Annotated in this window: 26 protein-coding genes; 18 read left to right on the forward strand and 8 right to left on the reverse strand. The window is 60.6% G+C overall.

Annotation, left to right across the window (positions count from 1 at the left end):
• The first annotated feature begins 114 nt into the window (after positions 1-114).
• Together QN085_RS12575 and QN085_RS12580 are read left to right on the forward strand one after the other, a co-directional pair.
• Complete coding sequence (locus QN085_RS12575) at positions 115-903, forward strand: helix-turn-helix transcriptional regulator (protein ID WP_013972570.1); 789 nt, start codon at positions 115-117, stop codon at positions 901-903.
• Between the two features lie 91 nt (positions 904-994).
• Entirely contained in the window at positions 995-1,636 is a 642-nt protein-coding gene (locus QN085_RS12580) for a dTMP kinase (protein WP_013972571.1), read from the forward strand.
• Between the two features lie 18 nt (positions 1,637-1,654).
• Here the strand turns inward: QN085_RS12580 and QN085_RS12585 are convergent, their stop codons facing one another.
• Positions 1,655-2,077 (reverse strand): hypothetical protein, encoded by a 423-nt coding sequence (locus QN085_RS12585; RefSeq protein ID WP_024087108.1) that lies wholly within the window; start codon positions 2,075-2,077, stop codon positions 1,655-1,657.
• Positions 2,078-2,315: 238 nt separating this feature from the next.
• On the opposite strand from QN085_RS12585, the gene QN085_RS12590 reads away from it, so the two are divergent.
• The 3 genes from QN085_RS12590 (at position 2,316) to QN085_RS12600 (ending at position 3,765) form a co-directional block, all read left to right on the forward strand.
• The gene (locus QN085_RS12590) at positions 2,316-2,753 is read left to right on the forward strand and encodes a YeeE/YedE family protein (protein ID WP_003258763.1); all 438 of its coding nucleotides are present in this window, start codon (positions 2,316-2,318) and stop codon (positions 2,751-2,753) included.
• A 1-nt stretch (position 2,754) separates the two neighbouring features.
• Complete coding sequence (locus QN085_RS12595; protein ID WP_024087109.1) at positions 2,755-3,174, forward strand: DUF6691 family protein; 420 nt, start codon at positions 2,755-2,757, stop codon at positions 3,172-3,174.
• A 90-nt stretch (positions 3,175-3,264) separates the two neighbouring features.
• Positions 3,265-3,765: a peroxiredoxin gene (locus QN085_RS12600; protein ID WP_023662316.1), complete on the forward strand. Its 501-nt coding sequence runs from the start codon at positions 3,265-3,267 to the stop codon at positions 3,763-3,765.
• A 533-nt stretch (positions 3,766-4,298) separates the two neighbouring features.
• Here QN085_RS12600 and QN085_RS12605 read toward each other — a convergent pair.
• Positions 4,299-5,129, reverse strand: coding sequence for an oxidoreductase (locus QN085_RS12605; RefSeq protein ID WP_024087110.1), 831 nt, complete (start codon positions 5,127-5,129; stop codon positions 4,299-4,301).
• A 127-nt stretch (positions 5,130-5,256) separates the two neighbouring features.
• On the opposite strand from QN085_RS12605, the gene QN085_RS12610 reads away from it, so the two are divergent.
• On the forward strand, positions 5,257-6,147 hold the full coding sequence (locus QN085_RS12610; protein ID WP_013972578.1) for a LysR family transcriptional regulator: 891 nt from the start codon (positions 5,257-5,259) through the stop codon (positions 6,145-6,147).
• Positions 6,148-6,247: 100 nt separating this feature from the next.
• Positions 6,248-6,706: a MaoC family dehydratase gene (locus tag QN085_RS12615; protein WP_023663529.1), complete on the forward strand. Its 459-nt coding sequence runs from the start codon at positions 6,248-6,250 to the stop codon at positions 6,704-6,706.
• A gap of 22 nt (positions 6,707-6,728) precedes the next feature.
• Here the strand turns inward: QN085_RS12615 and QN085_RS12620 are convergent, their stop codons facing one another.
• Positions 6,729-7,595: a patatin-like phospholipase family protein gene (locus QN085_RS12620; protein ID WP_023663530.1), complete on the reverse strand. Its 867-nt coding sequence runs from the start codon at positions 7,593-7,595 to the stop codon at positions 6,729-6,731.
• 87 nt (positions 7,596-7,682) lie between these two features.
• Positions 7,683-9,470, reverse strand: a complete 1,788-nt coding sequence (locus tag QN085_RS12625) for a thiamine pyrophosphate-requiring protein (protein ID WP_023663531.1) — start codon at positions 9,468-9,470, stop codon at positions 7,683-7,685.
• 148 nt (positions 9,471-9,618) lie between these two features.
• Between QN085_RS12625 and QN085_RS12630 the strand changes: the two genes are divergently transcribed.
• From QN085_RS12630 to QN085_RS12675, 10 genes are all read left to right on the forward strand, one after another.
• A complete protein-coding gene (locus QN085_RS12630; protein WP_041505977.1) occupies positions 9,619-10,143 on the forward strand; it encodes a cupin domain-containing protein in 525 nt (174 codons plus the stop codon).
• Between the two features lie 100 nt (positions 10,144-10,243).
• Positions 10,244-10,462 (forward strand): hypothetical protein, encoded by a 219-nt coding sequence (locus QN085_RS12635; protein WP_013972583.1) that lies wholly within the window; start codon positions 10,244-10,246, stop codon positions 10,460-10,462.
• Between the two features lie 18 nt (positions 10,463-10,480).
• Positions 10,481-10,777 (forward strand): hypothetical protein, encoded by a 297-nt coding sequence (locus QN085_RS12640; RefSeq protein ID WP_013972584.1) that lies wholly within the window; start codon positions 10,481-10,483, stop codon positions 10,775-10,777.
• Positions 10,777-11,490, forward strand: coding sequence for a DUF72 domain-containing protein (locus tag QN085_RS12645; protein ID WP_023663293.1), 714 nt, complete (start codon positions 10,777-10,779; stop codon positions 11,488-11,490). Before QN085_RS12640 ends, QN085_RS12645 begins: the two co-directional genes overlap by 1 nt.
• A gap of 112 nt (positions 11,491-11,602) precedes the next feature.
• Positions 11,603-11,899, forward strand: coding sequence for a DUF6555 family protein (locus QN085_RS12650; protein ID WP_024087113.1), 297 nt, complete (start codon positions 11,603-11,605; stop codon positions 11,897-11,899).
• 106 nt (positions 11,900-12,005) lie between these two features.
• Complete coding sequence (locus QN085_RS12655) at positions 12,006-12,530, forward strand: hypothetical protein (RefSeq protein ID WP_013972586.1); 525 nt, start codon at positions 12,006-12,008, stop codon at positions 12,528-12,530.
• Between the two features lie 241 nt (positions 12,531-12,771).
• Positions 12,772-13,359: a hypothetical protein gene (locus QN085_RS12660; protein ID WP_013972587.1), complete on the forward strand. Its 588-nt coding sequence runs from the start codon at positions 12,772-12,774 to the stop codon at positions 13,357-13,359.
• The gene (locus tag QN085_RS12665) at positions 13,359-13,787 is read left to right on the forward strand and encodes a phage holin family protein (protein ID WP_024087114.1); all 429 of its coding nucleotides are present in this window, start codon (positions 13,359-13,361) and stop codon (positions 13,785-13,787) included. The genes QN085_RS12660 and QN085_RS12665 overlap by 1 nt, the downstream gene beginning before the upstream one ends.
• Positions 13,784-14,590, forward strand: a complete 807-nt coding sequence (locus QN085_RS12670; RefSeq protein WP_285691102.1) for a DUF3618 domain-containing protein — start codon at positions 13,784-13,786, stop codon at positions 14,588-14,590. The genes QN085_RS12665 and QN085_RS12670 overlap by 4 nt, the downstream gene beginning before the upstream one ends.
• 83 nt (positions 14,591-14,673) lie before the next feature.
• Positions 14,674-15,648, forward strand: coding sequence for a LysR family transcriptional regulator (locus tag QN085_RS12675; protein ID WP_013972590.1), 975 nt, complete (start codon positions 14,674-14,676; stop codon positions 15,646-15,648).
• A gap of 49 nt (positions 15,649-15,697) precedes the next feature.
• Here the strand turns inward: QN085_RS12675 and QN085_RS12680 are convergent, their stop codons facing one another.
• The 3 genes from QN085_RS12680 to QN085_RS12690 all read right to left on the reverse strand — a co-directional run bounded on the left by QN085_RS12680 (position 15,698) and on the right by QN085_RS12690 (position 18,508).
• Positions 15,698-16,705 (reverse strand): zinc-binding alcohol dehydrogenase family protein, encoded by a 1,008-nt coding sequence (locus QN085_RS12680; protein WP_013972591.1) that lies wholly within the window; start codon positions 16,703-16,705, stop codon positions 15,698-15,700.
• Positions 16,706-16,925: 220 nt separating this feature from the next.
• Positions 16,926-17,690, reverse strand: a complete 765-nt coding sequence (locus QN085_RS12685; protein ID WP_015270282.1) for an SDR family oxidoreductase — start codon at positions 17,688-17,690, stop codon at positions 16,926-16,928.
• Positions 17,691-17,710: 20 nt separating this feature from the next.
• Positions 17,711-18,508 (reverse strand): SDR family NAD(P)-dependent oxidoreductase, encoded by a 798-nt coding sequence (locus tag QN085_RS12690; RefSeq protein ID WP_015270283.1) that lies wholly within the window; start codon positions 18,506-18,508, stop codon positions 17,711-17,713.
• A gap of 106 nt (positions 18,509-18,614) precedes the next feature.
• On the opposite strand from QN085_RS12690, the gene QN085_RS12695 reads away from it, so the two are divergent.
• Positions 18,615-19,568 (forward strand): GlxA family transcriptional regulator, encoded by a 954-nt coding sequence (locus tag QN085_RS12695; RefSeq protein ID WP_023663297.1) that lies wholly within the window; start codon positions 18,615-18,617, stop codon positions 19,566-19,568.
• 45 nt (positions 19,569-19,613) lie between these two features.
• Here the strand turns inward: QN085_RS12695 and QN085_RS12700 are convergent, their stop codons facing one another.
• Entirely contained in the window at positions 19,614-19,991 is a 378-nt protein-coding gene (locus QN085_RS12700; RefSeq protein WP_024087115.1) for an NUDIX domain-containing protein, read from the reverse strand.
• Positions 19,992-20,029: the final 38 nt, after the last annotated feature.

The following is a 20,029-nucleotide window of genomic DNA, read 5'->3' on the forward strand; positions in this document are numbered from 1 at the left end:
GGTGTAAAAAACGATCCCGGTACAGGTTCGCTCAGCGTAAGCTAGCCCGGATTATGGGGTGGTCATCATGGCGGGGGGTATTACGCCCACGTGGTAACCCAACAGGGGTAGAGGATGAATTTTACGCTGCACGACATCGCCTGGCACCGCTCGGTAGGCCAATTGATCGAAACCCTCGACAAGGACCACTTCTGGACAGCCTTGGTGCGGTTGCTGAACGAGTACGTTGCCTGCGACAGCTGGGTTGCGCTGCTGTTTTCCGCAGGGCGCCCGCAGGTGTTCGCCGAGTGCCCCAGTGCAGACGGCAACCCTGACCCGCTGTTCCAGGACTACCTGAAGGGCTTGTACCTGCTGGACCCTTTCTACGTGGCTAGCCGAGAGGCTGCGGTGTCCGGCCTGGTGCGCCTGGCGGATGTGGCCCCTGAGTGTTTCGAGCAGACGGACTACTACCAGCGCTATTTCCGACTTAACGTGGTTGCCGATGAAATTCAGTTCAACGTGCAGCTGGATGCGCAGCGCACGCTGTGCCTGTCGTTGGGTAGCAAGCGCCGGTTCAGCATCGAACAGGTCACCCTGCTGGAACTGTTGCGGCCATGGGTCACTGCGCTGATGCGCCAGCGGATGACGTTCGAGCGGGAGTTGCTGGAAGAGGCCACCAAACCTGCGCCGCACTGGCAAAGCCGCATGGAGGACAGGGTCGAGCAGATGGAGTCGCCGCTGACCGGGCGTGAGCTGGAGGTGGGGCGGCTGATGCTGAGCGGGTGTTCCAGCAAAGAAATTGCGCGCAAGCTTGAAATCTCCGTGGAGACAGTGAAAGTGCACCGCAAGCATATGTACAGCAAGTTGGGTATCAAATCGCAGTCGGAGCTTTTTTCGCTGTTTCTTCAGGCCCAGCTGGGTTGAATCAGGCTAGCTGTATGGCTCCACTGGCTTGTGATGAATACTGTGGCACCCAGGCCTGCGCTGCATCTTCAGATTCGACTGGTAATTAAAAATGACCCGCCCGCTGTTTGTTTCCATCGATGGGCCCAAGGGCACCGGCAAGACCACGCTTCTGGAGGCGGTTACCAAGGCCTTGCGGGCTGACAACAAGAAAGTGATCCGGCTTTGCGAGAAAAAAAGCGACCCCTACCGGGGGGAAACCATGGCCCTTGTCAATCAACTGGTCAGAAACCCCTCCCGGGACCTGGAATTGAGGGTATGCGAGCGCTTCGCCGAAAGCCGTGCCTGGATTTCCCGACACGTGCTGCCCAGGCAGCCAGCGGGCAGCATCATCCTGATCGATCGCTGGTACCCTTCTGATGCCGCATTTCGCCGCAGCGTGGCGTTCGACGAGATCCTGCGCCTGAACCTCGAGCGAAATGTGCAAGTGCCCGATTTGCATGTCGGGGTCGTCACGGCCCCCGATACTTCATGGGCAAGAGCCGCGGCAAGGACGCGCGGGCTGGGCAGTACGGTGATCCATAGCCTGGTTGAGCAGGTTGCCTGTACCGAAGCGTTCGAGCGTGCGGTTGCGGAACACGGCTGGGTATTGTGCCGTAATGAAGGGGCCATCGAGGATGCAACGCGGCAGATAGTGGCCGAGATCGATGGCGTGCTTCGACCACGCCATCGACCGCAGTGCGATCAGTGCTGAAACAACAGCAAGTACTGGTTACTGCTTCATGGGCATATCCATCATCGACGACTGCTGATCCATCATCTTCATCATCATGTCCATCATTCCGTCGCCCATACCCATGCCACCCTTGGCTCCCGACATTCCCATGCCCGAACCCATGCAGCCCGCAGCATGTTGCTGGTGCAGCATGGCCATGCTCTCCTTCATTGTCTTCATGCCCTCGCGCATGGCGGCCTGGCGCTCGGCAGGGGTCTTCGCGGCTGCGGCTTTGTCATGAGCAACCTGCATCTTGTGCATTTGCTCGCTCATCGCCTTGTGCATGGGCGACTCGGAAGTTGTACTGGCGGCTGGGGCGCTGGTGGAGGCGTCGCCAGCCTGATTTTTGGCTTCGGCATGCGCCATGAATGCACTACCGGCCAGAACAACAGCAAGAACCAACTTCAATTGCGTTTGCATGGCGAACTCCACTTTTATGGATATATACGACGTGCGTCGAGGCCTTGGTATGCCTGGATGATTGCAGTCTAGGCGGCCATCTGGTCGCGAATTTGACCTGCATCAAACAAGTGCAGCTTCATGTACTTTGAATAGGCTGGCTAATCTCATTGAAGTTGTCGGCATAGGGTCGTGGTATTTTTCAGCTTTCTTACTGAACCGTTAATTGTTCTCTTGTTCATGTTCCGGGAGAAATACGATGGCAATTGATTGGCTGGCCTTTACACCATGGTCCGCGCTGGCTGGTGGTGTGTTGATCGGGCTGGGGGCTGGGCTGTTCGCGGTGGTGAATGGCCGTATTGCAGGAATCAGTGGTTTGCTCGGTTCGATGCTGCAGCGAGGCGGGGAAGGGCGCAGAGAAAAGCTTGCCTTTCTTTTGGGGCTGCTGGCAGCCCCGTTGCTTTGGGGGATATTTGCCACGCTGCCGTCAGCCCGTTTCACCACGGCATCCTGGACACTCATCGCAGCGGGCCTGCTGGTAGGGCTCGGCACCCGCTACGGCAGCGGTTGCACCAGCGGCCACGGCGTCTGTGGCCTGTCGCGCCTGTCACCCCGTTCGGCGGTGGCAACGCTGTGCTTCATGGCTACCGGTTTTGCCACGGTGTATGTGGTCCGCCATCTCGTACAAGGGGCCTGACATGCCAGTGTTCAGTGGTTTCATCGCCGGGCTGCTGTTCGGCGTGGGGTTGTTGCTTGCAGGCATGGCCGACCCTGCCAAGGTGCTCGGTTTCCTCGACATTGCCGGGCAATGGGACCCTTCATTGGCGCTGGTGATGATCGGGGCGATTGCCGCAGCATGGATACCGATGCGCTGGGCGAGCGGTCATCCAACGGCCCTGCTGGGTGGGGCGATGCAATTGCCTGGCCGACGCGATGTGGACCGCCGCCTTATCGGCGGCAGCCTGGTATTCGGCATTGGCTGGGGGCTTGCGGGCATCTGCCCGGGGCCGGCCCTGGTGCTGCTGCCTGCAGGGTACTGGCAGGCCTGGCTGTTCGTCGCTGCGATGCTGGTTGGCATGGGGTTGTTCCAGTGGCTTGAGGCGCGTCGTGGTAGCTGACATCCAACTTTCCAGGCCAGACCGCTGTATGTACGCACCTTGGTGGATGCTGCATCATGCCTGGCCATTTACCGCCCCACGGAGAAAACGATGATCAAGACCGGCGAAACACTGCCCGACGTAACGCTTTACCAGTACAGCAACGGCGAGGGCGGCTGTGCAATCGGCCCGAACGCGTTTTCCCTGCACGAGCGCTGCAAGCAGAAAAAAGTGGTGATCTTCGGCTTGCCTGGTGCCTTCACGCCTACCTGTTCGCAGCGGCATGTACCGGGCTACGTGGCCGCGGCCCAGGACCTGTTCGCTGCCGGGGTTGCCGAAATTCTCTGTGTTTCGGTCAATGATGCATTCGTCATGAATGCCTGGGGCGCGAGCCTGCAGGTGGGCGAGGCGGTCAGGATGATTGGCGATGGCAATGGTGAATTCAACGAGGCGCTGGGCCTGATCCAGGACCTATCGGCACGCGGCATGGGTCGGCGTTCGCAACGCTATGCCATGTTGGTCGACGACTTGGTGGTCAGGCACATTGCGGTCGAAGCACCCGGCAAGTTCGAGTGCAGCGACGCTGCGAGCATGTTGGCCTTGCTGCGTTAGTTCGTGAGCACTGAAGGCATGCGCTGTCTCGCTGAAAACTGAGCATGCGGGTGTTTCGCGTACCGCTGGGGAGCGGGTTTACCCGCGAAGAATCCAATGCGGTGCTTGGCACCGGCTTCGCCGGTGTTCGCGGGTGAACCCGCTCCCACAGGGCCCTGCTAAATCAATGATTCATGTGTTGTTCTATGAGAACGGGTACTAAATAGGCCCATCAACCTCCGCTGGGCGCCTCACTCCGGGATGGCTTCAACTGAACCCCCTCCCAACGGGCAATCACCAGTGGTGCGATTGCATTGCCTAGCACGTTCAGCGTGGTAGTCCCGCTTTCAATCACTCGGAAGATGCCTGCGCTACGATCGCTCGTCATTTGGTGGGCGCCAGGTCGACCGCTTCATTGCCCTGGTTCACCCTTCAAACGTTGCCTTGAGCGTGCAGGTTACGCTCTTGGTCCAGCTGATTGTCGAGGCGGCTGTTCAATGCCACTGACAACCTGAACCGGCGCCCCCGGTTCAGGTTTGGCACGCCAGCGACGGCTACGCGGCAAAGTCGGTAGAGAGCGACAGGTCCCGCCACTGGGCCAGCTCTTGCTCTACCGCGCTGTTCTTGGCCTCGATGCGCGCGACGGCATCGCTGCCCAGCGCCAGGCGCAGTGGCGGGTTCGCTGCATTGACCAGGGCCAGCAGGGCTTCGGCCAGCTTCGCAGGGTTGCCGGGCTGGGCATGGTTGGCCGCCTCGGCGTGGTGGCGCATGACGCCGACGGTGGCTGCGTAGTCAGGCAGCTCCAAGGCTGTCTTCACCAGCGATTGGTCATCCAGGAAGTCGGTACGGAAGAAGCCCGGCTCGACCACGGTCACCTTGATCCCCAAGGGGGCCAGCTCCTGATGCATCGCTTCGCTGATGCCTTCGACCGCGAACTTGGTCGAACCGTACACCCCCCAGCCCGTGTAGGCCTGGTAGCCGCCGAGCGACGAGATGTTGATCACGTGGCCGCTGCGTTGGCGACGCATGTGGGGCAGTACGGCGCGGGTTACGTTGAGCAGCCCGAAAACGTTGGTGGCGAACAGCCGTTCGGTTTCGCTGGCGCTGGTTTCTTCTACCGCGCCGAGCACGCCATAACCGGCATTGTTGACCAGCACGTCGATTTGCCCGAAATGCTTGATGCCAGCAGCGACCGCCGCATGGGCGTCCTCTTCGCGGGTCACATCCAGGCGCACGGCCAGCAGGTTCGGGTGCCGGCCAAGGCGAGCCTCGATGGCTTCCGGGTTACGCGCCGTTGCGATGACGGCGTCACCCGCTGCCAGGGCCTGTTGGGCGATCAGGGTGCCGAAACCGCGGGAAGCGCCAGTAATGAGCCAGGTACGCATGTCAACTCCTCCTGTATCCGACCCTGCACCATGCGAGCCTTCTCGATGAGTTGAGCGAACTTTAAAATCTGCGGATTGCTGTGATAATCCCATGAATATTACATAGGCCTTTGAGTAGCTTTCAGTAATGAAGCCAACCAGCACCGCCGATCTGTCCCTGTTCCTGTGCATTGCCCGCCACCTGAACTTCAGCCGCGCGGCAGTCGAGCTGGGCCTTACGCCCTCGGCCCTGAGCCATGCGCTGCGGGCTCTGGAAACCCGTCTTGATGTTCGCCTGTTCAACCGCACCACGCGCAGTGTGGCGCTTACCGAGGCCGGGGAGCGTCTTTACCAGAGGCTGCAACCGGCCTTTCGGGACATCGCCGACGCGCTGGAGGACCTCAACAACTTCCGCGACAAACCGTCAGGCAACCTGCGTATCACTGCCGGGCGCGCCGCAGTAGAGCTCGCGCTACTGCCACTGGCCAATCGCTTTCTGCTGGCGTATCCGGATATACGCCTGGAAATCGTCAGTGACGATGCGCTGGTGGACATGGTGGGCACCGGCTTTGACGCTGGCGTGCGCCTGGGGGAGCGACTCCAGGCGGACATGGTTTCGCTGCCCATCGGCCCTTACCTTCGTTCGGTGGTGGTAGCGGCGCCCGCGTTTTTTGATCGATATCCTGTTCCACAGCACCCGCAAGACTTGAAGCAACTACCTTGCATCGGGCACCGCTTCCCTGGTGGCGCACTTTATCGATGGGAGTTCGAGCGCGGGGGTGTGCAACTGGAGGTCGATGTCCAGGGGCCCTTGGTATTGGGTGACGTCAGCCTGATGCTGGCGCCTGCCTTGCAAGGGCTCGGCCTGGCCTACGTGTTCGAAGACATGGCCAAGGAGCACCTGGAGCGTGGCCATTTGCAGCAGGTGCTGGAGGACTGGTGTCACTACTACCCGGGGCTGTATCTGTACTACCCGAGCCGCCGCCAGGTGCCTGCGGCGTTGAGGGCCTTCATCGAGTTCGTACGGGAGCAGCGCTAGCGTGAGCGTGGCTTTTGGAGGCAGGTAGGGAAGGGCTAAACTGGCGCCAGTTCCAGACGTTCGCTTTTCCGCCGCTGCCTGCATACCCCGGAGGTAACTCATGGCTTCTGCACCTGAAAGGCTCTTTTTCGAGGACTTGCAAGTAGGTGAGTCCTTCATGAGCGGCTCGTATGAAATGACCCAGGAGGGGATCATGAGTTTCGCCTCGGAGTTCGACCCCCAGCCATTCCATACGGACCCCGATGCTGCCCAAGAAACCTTTTTTGCTGGGCTGGCTGCTAGCGGCTGGCATACCTGCGCAGTCACGATGCGGTTGTTGGTAGAGAGTGTTCCAGTGGCTGGAGGGCTCATCGGCGCCGGCAGCGAAATCAGCTGGCCAAGGGCCGTGCGACCAGGTGACCTGTTGCGAGTGACCACAACCATAAGGGAGCTTGCCGCGTCGAAGTCCAAGCCTGACCGGGGCTTCGCTGTCCTTGAGAGCATCACGCTCAATCAGGACGATGCCGTATGCCAAACCACTGTTTCAAGGGTATTGGTGTTTCGCCGGGCAGATGTGTAAGGCCCCGAACTGTCCACATCATTCAATGCTCATGGGCATGCGAGTGAACGGTCAGGGCACCCGGCACCTTGGTCCGTTCGAGCCCGCCGTGGTCCAGCCACCGAAGCGTCTGCTCATAGGCCCGCTCCAGCAACGACTCGGTCTGGTCGAAGTTGAATACCGAGACATCGACCGGGCACAAGGGCGGAACGATATGCAGGCTGGTGAGCGTGCGGAAGTGTTCGATGTCACTCACAAGCTGGCGCATGCTCATCAGGTTGACAGTGTGCAAGGCCAGGGCGACAAGGCCGCGGGGCGGTTGAGTCAAGGCGCAGCTGAGCCCGGTGGGGATTACCACGACATTGCTGGCGCCCAGCGCTACGGCTGTCGAAATAGGCGTGTTGCTTGCCACACCGCCATCCACCAGGAACTGGCCGCCGATCTGCACGCAAGGGAACACCAGCGGTATCGCGGCGCTGGCCAGTAGCGCCTGCTCGAGCTCGCCATTGGACAGCACTGTCTCGGCACCACTTAGCAGGTCGGTGGTGACGATATGCAGGGGCAGTTTCGCATCCTCGATGCGATGGATCGGCAGCGCCTTGCCAAGCAATCGATGCAAGGCCGCTGGTTGCAGCAGGAAACCACGACGTTTGAGCAGGCCTCGGCAGGTATCGAGCCAGGACAAGGGAAAGATGTCGGTTCTGCTCAGGCCTCGCCAGAATTCGGCGAGAGTCTCGACACCCTGAGCGTTGGGCCTCGCTGCAAAGTAGGCACCGTTGATGGCGCCTACCGAGGCGCCAACCACCCTGTCGAACTGGACTTCGGCTTCGACCAGAGCCCGCAGCATCCCCACCTGGACCGCACCCAGACTGCCGCCGCCAGCGAACACGATTGCGGTTTGCGTAGGCATGATTGCTGTCTCTGCGCAGACGTGTGTCGACTGAGTGTAGTTGGCCGGGTGCCGGCGGGGCTGGTTGCTACCAGTGCCGCGCACATCTCATTTCTTGCCCGGCAATACCGAACCGAGAACTTGCCTGGCCGTCTGCACGATGACCCCAGCCTGGTCCGGGTCGCCCTTGAGCAGGCTGCTGGCGAACTTCTTCGCCTGTTCAAGCTTGATGTGCGGCGGCAAGGGAGGTACGTCCGGATCGGTCTTGAACTCGATCAACACCGGCCGGTCAGCCGCCAGGGCTCGCTCCCAGGCGCCGGCAATGTCTTCTTCGCGTTCCACATAGATGCCTTGCAAACCGATGGAGATGGCGAACAGGTGGTAGGGCACATCAGGAATCGCCTGTGAGGCCTCGAACTTGGGGTCGCCCTCCATTACCCGTTGTTCCCAGGTCACCTGGTTGAGGTCTTCGTTGTTGAACACCGCGCAGATCCACTGGGGGTTTTCCCACAGGCGCCAGTACTTGGCGACGGTGATCAGCTCGGCCAGGTTGTTCATCTGCATCGCCCCGTCACCCACCAATGCCACCACGCTGCGCTGCGGATGGGCGAACTTGGCGGCGATGGCATAGGGTACCGCCGCGCCCATGCTGGCCAGGCCACCGGACAACGAACACTGCATGCCCTGGCGTATCTGCAGGTCGCGGGCAAACCAGTTGGCGCAGGACCCGGAGTCGCTGGTGACGATGGCGTGGTCGGGCAGGCGAGGGGAGAGTTCGTGCACCACGCGCTGGGGGTTGATCGGGTCGGCCTTGACCAAGGCGCGTTTCTGCAGGGTCTTGTCCCAGTCTGCGCGCCAGCCTTCAACCTTGTCGCGCCAACGGCGCTCGGTCTTGTGTTCGAGCAATGGCAGCAGTGCCCGCAGCGTTTCGCTGGCGTCACCGACCAGGTTGACCTCCATGGGGTAGCGCAGGCTGAGCATGTCTGGCTGCAAATCGATCTGCACGCCACGGGCCTGGCCTTCCTCAGGCAGGAACTCGGCGTAGGGGAAGCCGGAACCGATCATCAGCAAGGTGTCGCATTCGCTCATCAACCGATAACTCGGTTCGGTACCTAGCAGCCCGATGGCGCCGGTGACCCAGGGCAGGTCGTCTGCCACTACGGCCTTGCCCAGCAGCGCCTTGGCCACGCCTGCACCAAGCGTTTCAGCTACCGCGATCACCTGCTCGGTGGCTTGCAGTGCACCGGCTCCGACCAGGATCGCCACTTTTCGTCCAGCGTTGAGTACCTCGGCGGCACGTTGCAGGTCCTGCTCGAAAGGCACCACCCTGGGCCTGCTGTAGCCGATGCCGGAATGCACCGTGCCATGGGCTTTCGGTGGTTCGTGGTAGGGCAGGTCCTGCAGGTCGTTGGGCAGGATGATGGCGGTGACCCGGCGTTCGCCGACGGCGGTACGTACGGCGCGATCGAGCAAGTGGCGCACCTGTTCCGGGGTCGAAGCCTGCTGCACGAAGGCACCTGCGACGTCCTTGAACATCGACAGCAGGTCCAGCTCCTGCTGGTAATGCCCGCCAAGCGCTGCTCGCGCCTGCTGACCGACGATGGCCAGCACCGGCTGGTGATCCATGCGCGCGTCATACAGGCCGGTAAGCAGATGTGAAGCGCCGGGGCCGGAGGTGGCAATGCACACGCCCAATTCGCCGGTGAACTTGGCATGGGCGCTGGCCATGAAGGCTGCCATTTCCTCGTGGCGTGTCTGGATGAACTGGATCTTGCCCTCGGCCCGGCTCAACGCCCCAAATACCCCATTGATGCCGTCGCCGGGGTAACCGAAGATGCGCCGCACCCCCCATTGATACAAGCGCTCCACCAGAAAGTCGCCTACCGTGCTGGTCATTGCCTTCTCCCGTCCTGTGACCGATAGGGGTCTGGACTTGGCGCGGATCGGGAAAGTTTCAAACGTGTGCGCACTGGTCTACCGACTGGAACCTTGCATGAGCCATCGGGTTCGCAAGTGAACGGACAACAGGATCAGGACGCTCGACATGAATGCGACAGACACTGCTGGTGCAACCGTGCAGACCTTGTATTTCAAGGACGACGGTGCAACGCCGAACAGCCATTTCCCGGTATTGCTGTACCGCTTGCAACTCAACCCGTCGCAAGACTGCGCCAGTGCCTTCGAGGCGCTGTTCACCGCACACCAGTGGGTGCCGCTGTGGCGCGGTGGGATCTTCGATTACCATCACTTTCACCCCAATGCTCATGAAGTTCTGGGCATCGCATGCGGCCGGGCGCGGGTGACGCTGGGCGGTGAAGCGGGGCAGACCATAAGCGTGAAGTGCGGCGACGTACTGGTACTGCCGGCAGGAACTGGCCATCGCTGCGTCGAGAGCAGCGATGATTTTCTGGTGGTCGGCGCCTATCCCAAGGGGCAGGAAAACTACGATATCCAGCGCCCAGAAAGCGCAGCGCACCAGCAGACGCTGGCGCGAATCGCCTCCGTGCCCGGCCCCGCACAAGACCCGGTCAACGGCACGCGTGGTGCCCTGATGGCGGCCTGGCGCTGAGTGCCTGAGCCGGTCGTCGCCCCTGCTGAACGGCTGCACTCAAGCCAGGATCAATCGAGCTGAGTCGCCCGATTTCATTCAGCCAGCAGGAGTTACAGCGATGGCCCAGTACCTGTACCTGATCAGCTACATCCTCGACAACCAACCCGGCACCTGCGAATTGCGCAGCGACCAGGAAGACCTTAGCCGCGAAGCAGCGCGCGATTACCTCCAAGGCCTGCACCGCAACGAAGCGTCATCTTTCACTGACGTGCAGGTGCAACGTCTGGAGCACGACCATGAGCCAGGCACGTCGCCGGGGCATTATCAGCAACCGTGAAGAGGTGAGGGCTGGCAGATGAAAAGAAGAGGTGAAACCTATAGAAAGTGGTGCGACCCGATCCTGCACCATCAAACCCATGAGGAAACGCTCGGCACCGGCACTTGCCTGGAAGTGCAGACGCGCTTGTCACGCACAGGCGCCACGCAGTTGTTCATTGGCGTCTATCGCACTGACGGTTCGGTGCTGTGCGAACGGATCTATGACCAACGCGCGGGGGAAACCATGAGGCGTGCGTTGCTGTGGGGTGTGGGGTATGCCCGGCGCGTCGCGGGTGAGGGCGAGGCGTTGCGTGGCGAACCGGCCGGTAGCTGATGATTTATCTGGGTTGCGCTGGCTGGAGCCTGTCGAGCCGTTACGCCGAGGCATTTGCGCAGCCCGGCAGCCACCTGCAACGCTACGCCACCCGCTTCAATGCGGTGGAAATCAACAGTTCCTTCTACCGGCCCCATCGCCCGGAAACCTATGCCCGTTGGGCTGCGTCCGTACCAGAGCATTTCCGCTTTGCGGTGAAGGTGCCCAAGGTCATCAGCCATGAGCAGCGGCTCTGCGGGTGCGAGGACGCGCTGGACAGGTTTCTTGCTCAATGCGGGCAGTTGGGCGACCGCCTGGGTTGCCTGCTGGTACAACTGCCGCCATCGCTTGGCCATGCCCCCCAGCATGCGCGACGTTTCTTCGAAAGCCTGCGGCAACGGTATGACGGGCCGGTAGCGCTGGAGCCCAGGCACGCCAGCTGGCAATCGGCTCAGCCGATGCTGGTCGATTTGCGCATCGCCCAGGTTGCCGCGAGCCCGTCGCGCTTCGTTACCGATGCGCAACCGGGAGGTTGGCCGGGGCTGGTCTACTGGCGCCTGCATGGCGAACCGAGGATCTACCACAGCGAGTATCCCGACGAATATCTGCAGCGTCTGGCTGAACACTTGCGGTACAGCCTTGCCGCCGGAGTGCCCACCTGGTGCATTTTCGACAACACCGCCTCCGGTGCTGCGATAGCCAATGCACTGGCTCTGGAGCGGCATTTGCGCTGAGGAAGTGATGGAAGCATGGCGATGGAAAAGAGCGATGACCAACCAGTCAAAATTAATGAATCTTTTTACACGTTGCTCGCTCCATTAGTCTGAATTGGTGAAGGAGAGTGCAATGGCTGGACAGCAGTTGTATGTGATCGAGTACGAGCTTCATGGGGAATTTCGCACCTTCATCATCCGGCTCGAGCGTATGGACAACGCCGAAGCCTGGCACTGGGCAAGTTGCGATGCCGGCGTGGGTATCATTCCACGGTTCGGCCAGCACAAGATCAAGAAGGTCAGCCGGCCGATGGCTGAGCGCTACGGCATCAACAATGTGCGCTGGCGGGTATCGGGCGACGGGCCGGAATTCGTCGCACCGACCATTGATGTAAAGAAGTTCTCCAATAGCGGTACCGGCAATACCTGAAGCTTGTTGTGCGCAAGCCTGCCTGAAATCTTCAGGCAGGCTTGCGCTCATGGGTTCGCTTCCCAAGTTTCGAGGCATCACCACTCTCACTTTCAGGAGCCAGTACGTGCCGCAAATCATCACTCCAGGCACCCCTGAACACGAGATCAGCGAGCGGAACGCCCGCATGTTCGGCTCGCCAAAGGAACGCCTGGATTTCTACCGCCGTGAAATCCAGTACGAGACCAGCATCCTTGCCAACCGCACTGACGCCTATCTAGCTGCCCAGTCGTTTCTGGTGATCGCCTTCGTGTCGTCAATGAGTAACCTCAACCAGAGCTGGGGCGAGATGTTCACGCTGGTGGTTCCCCCGTTTCTTGCCTTGCTGGGCGTATTGAGTTCACTCAATGCCTGGCCGGGTATTCGCGCGGCCTACAAGATCATCGAGCATTGGCAAGTGAAACAGAGCCACCTGCTGCGCAGCGAGCCATTGATGGGGCTGGCGTATGACGAATCGCCATTGTTCAGTGAGGCGGAAATTTCAGAGGCCGGGCACCGTAAGTCGTTGTTGTTTTCGCTGCGTACGCCTTGGATATTCCTGGTCTTCTGGATGGTTCTCGGTATCTACGCGGTCTTCATCCAGCTGGCGTGAGCAGCACAGCTGCACCCCCTTACAAGGCGGTGCTGCGATCGTTGTCGACGCTGATTACCGCCACATGCAAAGCCTCTGCTCCGGTACCAGCAACCAAGATTGATTGCGCTATTTTCTTTGGTCCTCTGGACAAATGTCATAGATCACAAACGCTGAACTCCTGCCACCTCACCTGCGTCCCTCGAATGAATGCCCCAATAAAAGCGGCACTCACCCAACAATCAGCTTCGAGGGCGAAACGATGGACAAGACCAATCAAAGTTCGACATCTCCACCCGGTAGCACCCAGGAGCATGCCTTTATCGACGACGCCGGTGCGCTGCTTGGCGAGGCCAGGCACAAAGGCAGCGAGCAGTTCGAACATTACCGCGATAACGCAGCCGATCAGCTTGATTCGCTCGAGGAAGGTGCGCGTTCGGCGGCAGCTGCACTGCAAGGCAAGGACAGTCTCGGGCTGTCGCAGTACCTGAACCAGGCAGCAGAGTGCGTGGGTGAGTTCGCCGAACAGGTACGCCATGAAAGTGCCGAAAGCCTGCTGCAGCGTGGTGCTCAGTTGGCCAGGAGCAACCCGGCGCTATTCCTGGCCGGTAGCGTCGCCATCGGGTTTGCCGTATCGCGTTTCATGCGAGCCAGCACCAGCCATGAGTCCACCACCCCTGCGTCGTCCGGTGATTGGCAACAGTCCCACCCCGCGCAGCCAGTGCCTGATCGTGGTAGCGACGTATCCACCCGTGAACCTTTCACCCCAGTCGACCCAGTCGGCCCTGGTGCAGGCACGCCGGTCAGTGGCAGCCCGTTCGAACGCGATCCTCTCAAAGGAGGTGAATGATGAACAAAGAACCCTTGCATACCACCCCGAGCTTGCACACGGCGGAAGACGACGCCGTCGGTGTTGGCGGTTTGTTGCGCCAGCTGATGCGGGAAGTACCGGACCTGTTCACCAAGGAGCTGGCGCTGGCCAAGGCAGAGCTGCAGCAGAACCTCGCCACCCTCAAGGCCGGCACGGCTGCGGTGGCAGCGGGTGCGATCGTGATGCTGGCGGGCTTCGTCATCCTGTTGCTGGCGGCAGTCTACGCCTTGGCGACGGTGCTCGAACCCTGGCTGGCAGCCCTGATCGTGGGCGCGGTCACCTTGGTAATCGGGTTCATCATGTTGCAGTCGGGCAAGAAACGGTTCGAACCCACGCACCTGGCCCCTGACCGTACCTTGCATGCCATGCAGCAGGACAAGGACACGCTGAAGAGGAAACTGCCATGACCACTTCCTTCGAACATGAAGCGCACAAAGACCCTGACTTGCTCGAGCAGGAAATCAACGCCAAGCGCGAGCACATCAGCGATCTGGTGGACGCCCTCGAACAGCGCCTGAGCCCGGGCCAGATGGTCGACCGGGTCCTGGCCTATGCCAAGGGCAATGGCGGCGAGTTCTTCGAGAACCTTGGCACCACCCTCAAGAACAACCCCGTACCCGCAACCCTGACGGTATTGGGCCTGGCCTGGCTGGGCCTGAACCAGAACCGCCCCTTCAACCCCGGGCCTGCGCACCATGGGCCTGGGTTGGGCGAAAAGCTCGGCGACGCGGTGGACACGGTGAAGGGCGCTTTCGCGCAGGCGGGGGAGGCAGTGCACGACGCCAGCCAGAAGGTGCGCATGAAAGCCCATGACATGCGCGATCGGGCCAGCGACCTTGGCAGCGGCGCCCGCGACTCCGTGGGGGCTTCCGCGGATACCCTGCGCCATTCGGCACACAAGGCCGCAGATCAGGCCACGGCACTGAAGGGCCAGTTCGATCACCTGCTTCAGGAGCAACCTCTGGTATTGGCCGCTTTGGGCATAGCACTGGGTGCGACATTGGGGGCCGCATTACCCACTACCCGCAAGGAAGACCAGCTGATGGGCGCCAGCAGTGATCGTTTGACCGACACACTCAAGGCCAAGGGCCGCGAGGTGAAGGCGTCGGTCGAAGAGTCGTTCGATCAGGTGGGTGGTAAAGCGTCTACACAGGCAGAGCGCAAGCCCGGAAACTCCGACCTTTCCTCAGGGTTGGGCTTCAATTCCTGATCCCGCTGGATGTGCGTCGCCGGCCCCTCTGCCTGCGCAGAGGGCTGGCGGCTCATCACGAATGTTGTAGGCCCAGGCTGGGAATGGCTGCGCAATGTCGCTACGCTTTGGCCCACGCGCCAGGTCAAGAATTCGCCACAGTGAAGAAAACAGTTCGGTTTGATGATCTTCAGGTCTTCGTCACAACAGCCTTTGCCGGCAGCTTCTCGGCAGCGGCCAGGTTGTTGGATATTTCACCGGCCTTGGCCAGCGGGGCTGTCCAGCGACTGGAAAGCAGCCTGGGTGCCAGGTTGTTCGTGCGCTCCACGAGGCGTTTGCGGCTCTCGGATGATGGCGAGCGATATCTGCCCCATGCCCGTCAGGCCTTGGACGCACTGGACGCCGGTGAGGTGGCGCTGACCGAAGGGAGAGATGAGATCGCGGGTACACTTCGCCTGTCCATCCCTTCGGATATTGGCAGGAATCTGCTGCTGCCCTGGCTCGACGATTTCCAGCGGTTGAACCCCAAGGTGACGCTGCAACTGCGGGTCAGCGATCAGGTGGCCGACCTTGTCGGCCAGCAACTGGATGCGAGTATCAGGTATGGGCAACTGGCAGACTCCAGCCTAGTTTCACTGATGCTCGCCCCAGGGAATCGCAGAACGGTCTGCGCCTCACCTCGTTACTTGGCACGACATGGGGCGCCAGACGCTCTGGAAGACCTGGGCAGGCATAATTGCCTGCGCTATGTGATGGGCGAGCAGACTTACGAGCGATGGAGCTTCCATTTGCCCGATGGAATCAAGACCGTCCAGGTTACAGGCGACCGCTTGAGCGATGACGCCGATGTCGTTCGGCGCTGGGGTGTTGAAGGATTGGGGATCGTTTACAAATCCAGGCTGGACGTTCTGGCGGACATACGCGCTGGGCGGCTGGTCGAGTTGTTTCCTTGGGATTACGGCCAACCTGCGCCGTTGCAACTGGTGTGCGCTCATCGAACCTCGCTCACACCTGCTGTGCAGGTGCTCAGAGCGTTTCTGGCGGAGCGATTCGAGCAGCTCATCGCTGCTGATGGATAAGCTGACGGGGCTCATGGCCCCGCCTTGGTTACCTTGACTGGATGAATGCTCAGAAGCCTTCCAGGACAATCTTGCCTTTTGCCTTGCCGCTTTCGATCAGGGCATGGGCGCGTTTGAGGTTGCTGGCATTGATGCTGCCGAAGTGCTCGCCAACGGTGGTCTTGATGACCCCTTCGTCGACCAGCGCCGAGACTTTCTCCAGCAGATGGTGCTGCTTGATCATGTCCTCGGTCTGGTACAGCGAGCGGGTGAACATCAGCTCCCAGTGCACCGACAGCGATTTGCGCTTGAACGGCACGACATCAAGATGCTCAGGGTCATCGATCAGCGCGAGCTTGCCCTGTGGGCGCAGGACTTCGACGATCTGCGCGAGGTACGCATCGGTGTGAGTCAGGCTGATCACGTAATCCACTGGGTTGAGCTGGAGTTGCTCCAGTTGCAGGGCAAAGGATGCCGAATGGTCGATGACGTGATGTGCTCCGAGTTCGCTGACCCAGGCCTGGGTTTCAGGCCGTGACGCGGTACCGATCACCTTGAGCTGGGTACGCTTGCGTGCAAGCTGTACCAGGATCGAACCAACCCCGCCGCCGGCACCGATGATCAGCAGGCTCTTGCCAGCGCCGCCATTTTCCTCAACACCCAGGCGGTCGAACAGCAGCTCCCAGGCGGTGATGGACGTCAGCGGCAAGGCTGCGGCACTGGCATTGTCCAGAGTACGAGGCTTGTGCCCGACGATGCGTTCGTCGACCAGGTGAAATTCGCTGTAAGTGCCCGGGCGGTCGATCGCGCCGGCGTAGAACACTTCATCGCCAGGCTGGAACAACGACACCTCGGCGCCGACCTCGCGAACGACGCCCACGGCATCCCATCCCAACACCTGGGGATGGGCGCCGCTGCGGCTGGCTCTGACCTTGGTATCGACCGGGTTTACTGCGATAGCTTTGACTTCCACCAACAGGTCCCTGGCGCCGGGCGTGGGTTTGGGCAGTTCGTGCTCGTACAACGATCGGGAATCCTGGATCGGGAGGCCGGGGGTGTCGTAGACGATTGCTTTCATTGGGATGTGACCTTTCAGGTAAACAGTGGTAACAGGCTAATCGTGTCGGCCCCCCTGAAAAACCGGGCTATTGCCGGAACACTTTCCGCGTTTCGCTGAAAATCGGCTAGCTGCCGCCCGGGTTGAAAGGGCTCCCTTGGACCGGGCGGCAGCAATCGGCAGCCTTGTGGTGGAACGTTGCCAACAGACTGCGCAACGTTGTCGGGATTCGGGAATTGGGTCAGGCAACAGGGATCGGGTTCTCAACCAGCGCCAGGTTGAACTGGTGAATCAGTTCGTGTTCGTTCAGGCCCTGGTTGGCTCGCAGCGGGACGACACGATCCACCAGGACTTCCGTGGTTGCGGATTCGAGCTTGACCAAGGTTTCCTGGATAAAATCATCCAGCGGCATGGCGCGCTCATCACCGCTCTTGTGAATCAGATCGGTGTCCACCCAAGGGGGCGCAATTTCCAGTACCTTGACGCTGGTGTCACGCAGGCTGAACCGTTGCGACAGTGAGTAGGAGTGGATGGCGGCCTTGGTCGCCGAATACAACGCGGTGGCCGCTAGCGGCAGGTAGGCCAGAACCGAACTGTTATTGATGATGCAAGCATCCGGTTGGCGCTTGAGGTGCTCGACGAAGGCCGCGCTGACGCGCACCGGGCCGAGCAGGTTGGTCTGCAGCAGGCTCACTGCTTGTTCGTCGTCGAGGTCCCCGGAAGCCGGATTGTCGAACGGCATGACGCCGGCATTGTTGATGATCACGTTCAATGCAGGATGGCGGCGGATCACATCCTGGGCCACCTCCTTGATCTGCTGCGGATCATTGATGTCCAGGCGCACTGTATCGATCCCCGGGTTGGCCTGGGCGATTTCATCCAACAGTGCCTGACGGCGCCCCGCAACGATCACTTTATTGCCACGTTGGTGGAATGCCTCGGCCAGGGCGCGGCCGATGCCTGAGGTACCGCCGGTAATGAAAATGGTGTTTGCGCTAAGTTTCATGATCCGTCTCCTTGCATTGTTCAGTTGGCGTTGTAGCGAGGGGCAAGCTGATTGCTGGACAACTGGCCGAACAGGGCTTGCCGGCTGGCCTCGTAGCGTTCGAAGGACTTCAGGTCATGCATCGAGGGGATAGAGATCAGTACCTCGTCGTCAAAGTCCTGCAGGGCACCGTCCACCAGGTCCTGGGCCGACATCACGATGCCCGGATCAAGGTTTTCGACCGGCAAGCCGCCGATCTGCCAGAAGTCGGTGGCGGTGGCTCCTGGCAGCACTGCCTGGATCCTTATGCCTTTGTCCGCAAGCTCCTTGTGCAGGGACTGGGTAAAGGCGGTGACATACGCCTTGCTGCCACCGTACACACCATTGAGCAGCTCCGGCGCCAGGCTGACAACGGACGAGATGTTGATCACGGCGCCTTGCGCACGGGCGACAAATCCGGGGATGGCCGCGTAGGTGAGGCGGGTGAGGGCGGTGACGTTGAGGGTGATCATTTCAGCCATGCGCTCGACATCACTTTCCAGCAGGCTGGTGTGGGTGCCTATGCCTGCGTTGTTCACCAGCAGGCTGATACTGGCGTCCTCGCGCAATTTCCGCTCTACCTTGGCCAGGTCATCTGTGTTTGCCAGGTCTGCCGGAAACACCTCCACGTTCTGCCGGGTTTCCGTAGTCAGCCGGCTGGCCAGCGTATTGAGGCGCTCCCGGTTGCGGGCCACCAGCACCAGGTCGTAACCCCGACGCGCCAAGCGTTCTGCGTAGATCGAGCCGATGCCGGTAGAGGCGCCAGTGATGAGGGCAGTGCCTTTGAATTGCTGCTTCATGGTCATGCTCCGTTGTTGGATGTGGAGCCCATGATGCAGAAGGTCGTCTTTGTCTTAAACGACACATATGGTACGTTTTCAGGACATCTAATGTGGAGCTCCAACCATGCACCGGGTCGGCTATCTCATCACCGAAGGTTTCCAGATCATGTCGCTGGCGACGCAGGCCGTGTTCGAGTTCGCGAACATTGTCGCGGGCGAAACGGTTTACAAGATCCAGAATTTTTCCATCGGCGGCGGCACGGTGCGTTCTTCCCTGGGCATGTACATGGACACGCTGCCGTTGGGCGCTCCTGGTCTGGCTGATACCTGGATGATCACGGGAACCCTGACGCCGCTGACTCCGCCAGGCGAGGAAGTGCTGGCCAGCGTCAGAGGCTTTGTCGATGGCGCTCGACGCACTGCCGGTCTGTGCACCGGCTGTTTCGTGTTGGCCCAGGCAGGCGTGCTGGACAACCGGCGGGCCACGACACATTGGGCCTATGCGAAAAAGTTGCGTGAACTGCACCCGAAGATCGAAGTGGAAGAAGACCGAATCTTCATTGTGGACGGGCAGATCTGGACGTCCGCCGGGATGACCGCCGCCCTGGACATGGCACTGGGTATGGTGGAAAAAGACCTGGGAACCGAGATGGCCAGGTCAGTGGCACGCAAGCTGGTGATGCATCAGCGGCGCTCCGGAGGGCAATCGCAGCATTCCGAGTTGCTGGCGCTTTCGCCGAAGTCTGATCGGATACAAAACGCCCTGGATTACGCACGCAAGCATTTGAGCCGTCCACTTAGTGTCGAAGAGCTCGCCGAGTCCGTGCATTTGAGCCCCCGACAATTTACCCGCGTATTCACTGCCGAGACAGGTCAGTCACCTGCCAAGGCTGTGGAAAGCCTGCGTCTTGAGGCTGCCCGCCTGATGATCGAGCAGAGTCGCCACAGCCTGGATGTGGTGGCGAAGGAAACCGGGTTCAGGGACCGGCGGCACATGCGGGAGGTGTTCATTCGTGGTTTTGGTGTCCCGCCTCAAGCCGTGCGAAGAGATGCCCGGCGGGTCGTATTGGTTGAATGACAACGCACGCAGCCCGGTGGATGTGCGCTTTCTGGCTCTGATCCACTACACAGGAAGCAGGTGTTCTCGTTCAAGCAACTCGATGTTTGATGGCTTGACCCGAACTTCGTGAAGCTCTGGGGCAGTGAACCAGCGGCACTCGACTATCTCGTGATCTGCAGCAGGCTTTGCTCCCGCTTCAACAGGCAGCTGATAGAGGTAGTGCTCCTCACCTGCGAGCACGTAATGGTTGAGGAATCGAGCACCATTGAAGGGTAGGCAAGTTTCCTCCATCAGCTCGCGCTGCGCTGTATCCAGGTGGTGCTCGCCTGGGTCAATCTTCCCGCCTGGCAACGCCCATTCAGCGCCTTGCTTGCGCACGAAAAGGATGCGCCCTGCTTGCAGGCAAATGACAGTCGAGTGTCGTTCTCTGGCGTTGTTCATCATGCCCCTCCCGGACCATGGAGGTGGCATCAGGGCAG

This window comes from Pseudomonas sp. M2(2023) (genome assembly GCF_030263955.1).
Lineage (GTDB): Bacteria > Pseudomonadota > Gammaproteobacteria > Pseudomonadales > Pseudomonadaceae > Aquipseudomonas > Aquipseudomonas asiatica.

What these genes read in the sequence shown, in the direction of transcription:
- QN085_RS12700 (WP_024087115.1), bottom strand. Translation starts at nt 19,991, where the DNA reads ATGAACAACGCCAGAGAACGACACTCGACTGTCATTTGCCTGCAAGCA.
- QN085_RS12600 (WP_023662316.1), top strand. Translation starts at nt 3,265, where the DNA reads ATGATCAAGACCGGCGAAACACTGCCCGACGTAACGCTTTACCAGTAC.
- QN085_RS12675 (WP_013972590.1), top strand. Translation starts at nt 14,674, where the DNA reads ATGGCTGCGCAATGTCGCTACGCTTTGGCCCACGCGCCAGGTCAAGAA.
- QN085_RS12585 (WP_024087108.1), bottom strand. Translation starts at nt 2,077, where the DNA reads ATGCAAACGCAATTGAAGTTGGTTCTTGCTGTTGTTCTGGCCGGTAGT.
- QN085_RS12615 (WP_023663529.1), top strand. Translation starts at nt 6,248, where the DNA reads ATGGCTTCTGCACCTGAAAGGCTCTTTTTCGAGGACTTGCAAGTAGGT.
- QN085_RS12670 (WP_285691102.1), top strand. Translation starts at nt 13,784, where the DNA reads ATGACCACTTCCTTCGAACATGAAGCGCACAAAGACCCTGACTTGCTC.
- QN085_RS12665 (WP_024087114.1), top strand. Translation starts at nt 13,359, where the DNA reads ATGAACAAAGAACCCTTGCATACCACCCCGAGCTTGCACACGGCGGAA.
- QN085_RS12625 (WP_023663531.1), bottom strand. Translation starts at nt 9,470, where the DNA reads ATGACCAGCACGGTAGGCGACTTTCTGGTGGAGCGCTTGTATCAATGG.
- QN085_RS12630 (WP_041505977.1), top strand. Translation starts at nt 9,619, where the DNA reads ATGAATGCGACAGACACTGCTGGTGCAACCGTGCAGACCTTGTATTTC.
- QN085_RS12635 (WP_013972583.1), top strand. Translation starts at nt 10,244, where the DNA reads ATGGCCCAGTACCTGTACCTGATCAGCTACATCCTCGACAACCAACCC.
- QN085_RS12580 (WP_013972571.1), top strand. Translation starts at nt 995, where the DNA reads ATGACCCGCCCGCTGTTTGTTTCCATCGATGGGCCCAAGGGCACCGGC.
- QN085_RS12590 (WP_003258763.1), top strand. Translation starts at nt 2,316, where the DNA reads ATGGCAATTGATTGGCTGGCCTTTACACCATGGTCCGCGCTGGCTGGT.
- QN085_RS12680 (WP_013972591.1), bottom strand. Translation starts at nt 16,705, where the DNA reads ATGAAAGCAATCGTCTACGACACCCCCGGCCTCCCGATCCAGGATTCC.
- QN085_RS12620 (WP_023663530.1), bottom strand. Translation starts at nt 7,595, where the DNA reads ATGCCTACGCAAACCGCAATCGTGTTCGCTGGCGGCGGCAGTCTGGGT.
- QN085_RS12660 (WP_013972587.1), top strand. Translation starts at nt 12,772, where the DNA reads ATGGACAAGACCAATCAAAGTTCGACATCTCCACCCGGTAGCACCCAG.
- QN085_RS12645 (WP_023663293.1), top strand. Translation starts at nt 10,777, where the DNA reads ATGATTTATCTGGGTTGCGCTGGCTGGAGCCTGTCGAGCCGTTACGCC.
- QN085_RS12640 (WP_013972584.1), top strand. Translation starts at nt 10,481, where the DNA reads ATGAAAAGAAGAGGTGAAACCTATAGAAAGTGGTGCGACCCGATCCTG.
- QN085_RS12575 (WP_013972570.1), top strand. Translation starts at nt 115, where the DNA reads ATGAATTTTACGCTGCACGACATCGCCTGGCACCGCTCGGTAGGCCAA.
- QN085_RS12695 (WP_023663297.1), top strand. Translation starts at nt 18,615, where the DNA reads ATGCACCGGGTCGGCTATCTCATCACCGAAGGTTTCCAGATCATGTCG.
- QN085_RS12605 (WP_024087110.1), bottom strand. Translation starts at nt 5,129, where the DNA reads ATGCGTACCTGGCTCATTACTGGCGCTTCCCGCGGTTTCGGCACCCTG.
- QN085_RS12650 (WP_024087113.1), top strand. Translation starts at nt 11,603, where the DNA reads ATGGCTGGACAGCAGTTGTATGTGATCGAGTACGAGCTTCATGGGGAA.
- QN085_RS12690 (WP_015270283.1), bottom strand. Translation starts at nt 18,508, where the DNA reads ATGAAGCAGCAATTCAAAGGCACTGCCCTCATCACTGGCGCCTCTACC.
- QN085_RS12685 (WP_015270282.1), bottom strand. Translation starts at nt 17,690, where the DNA reads ATGAAACTTAGCGCAAACACCATTTTCATTACCGGCGGTACCTCAGGC.
- QN085_RS12595 (WP_024087109.1), top strand. Translation starts at nt 2,755, where the DNA reads ATGCCAGTGTTCAGTGGTTTCATCGCCGGGCTGCTGTTCGGCGTGGGG.
- QN085_RS12610 (WP_013972578.1), top strand. Translation starts at nt 5,257, where the DNA reads ATGAAGCCAACCAGCACCGCCGATCTGTCCCTGTTCCTGTGCATTGCC.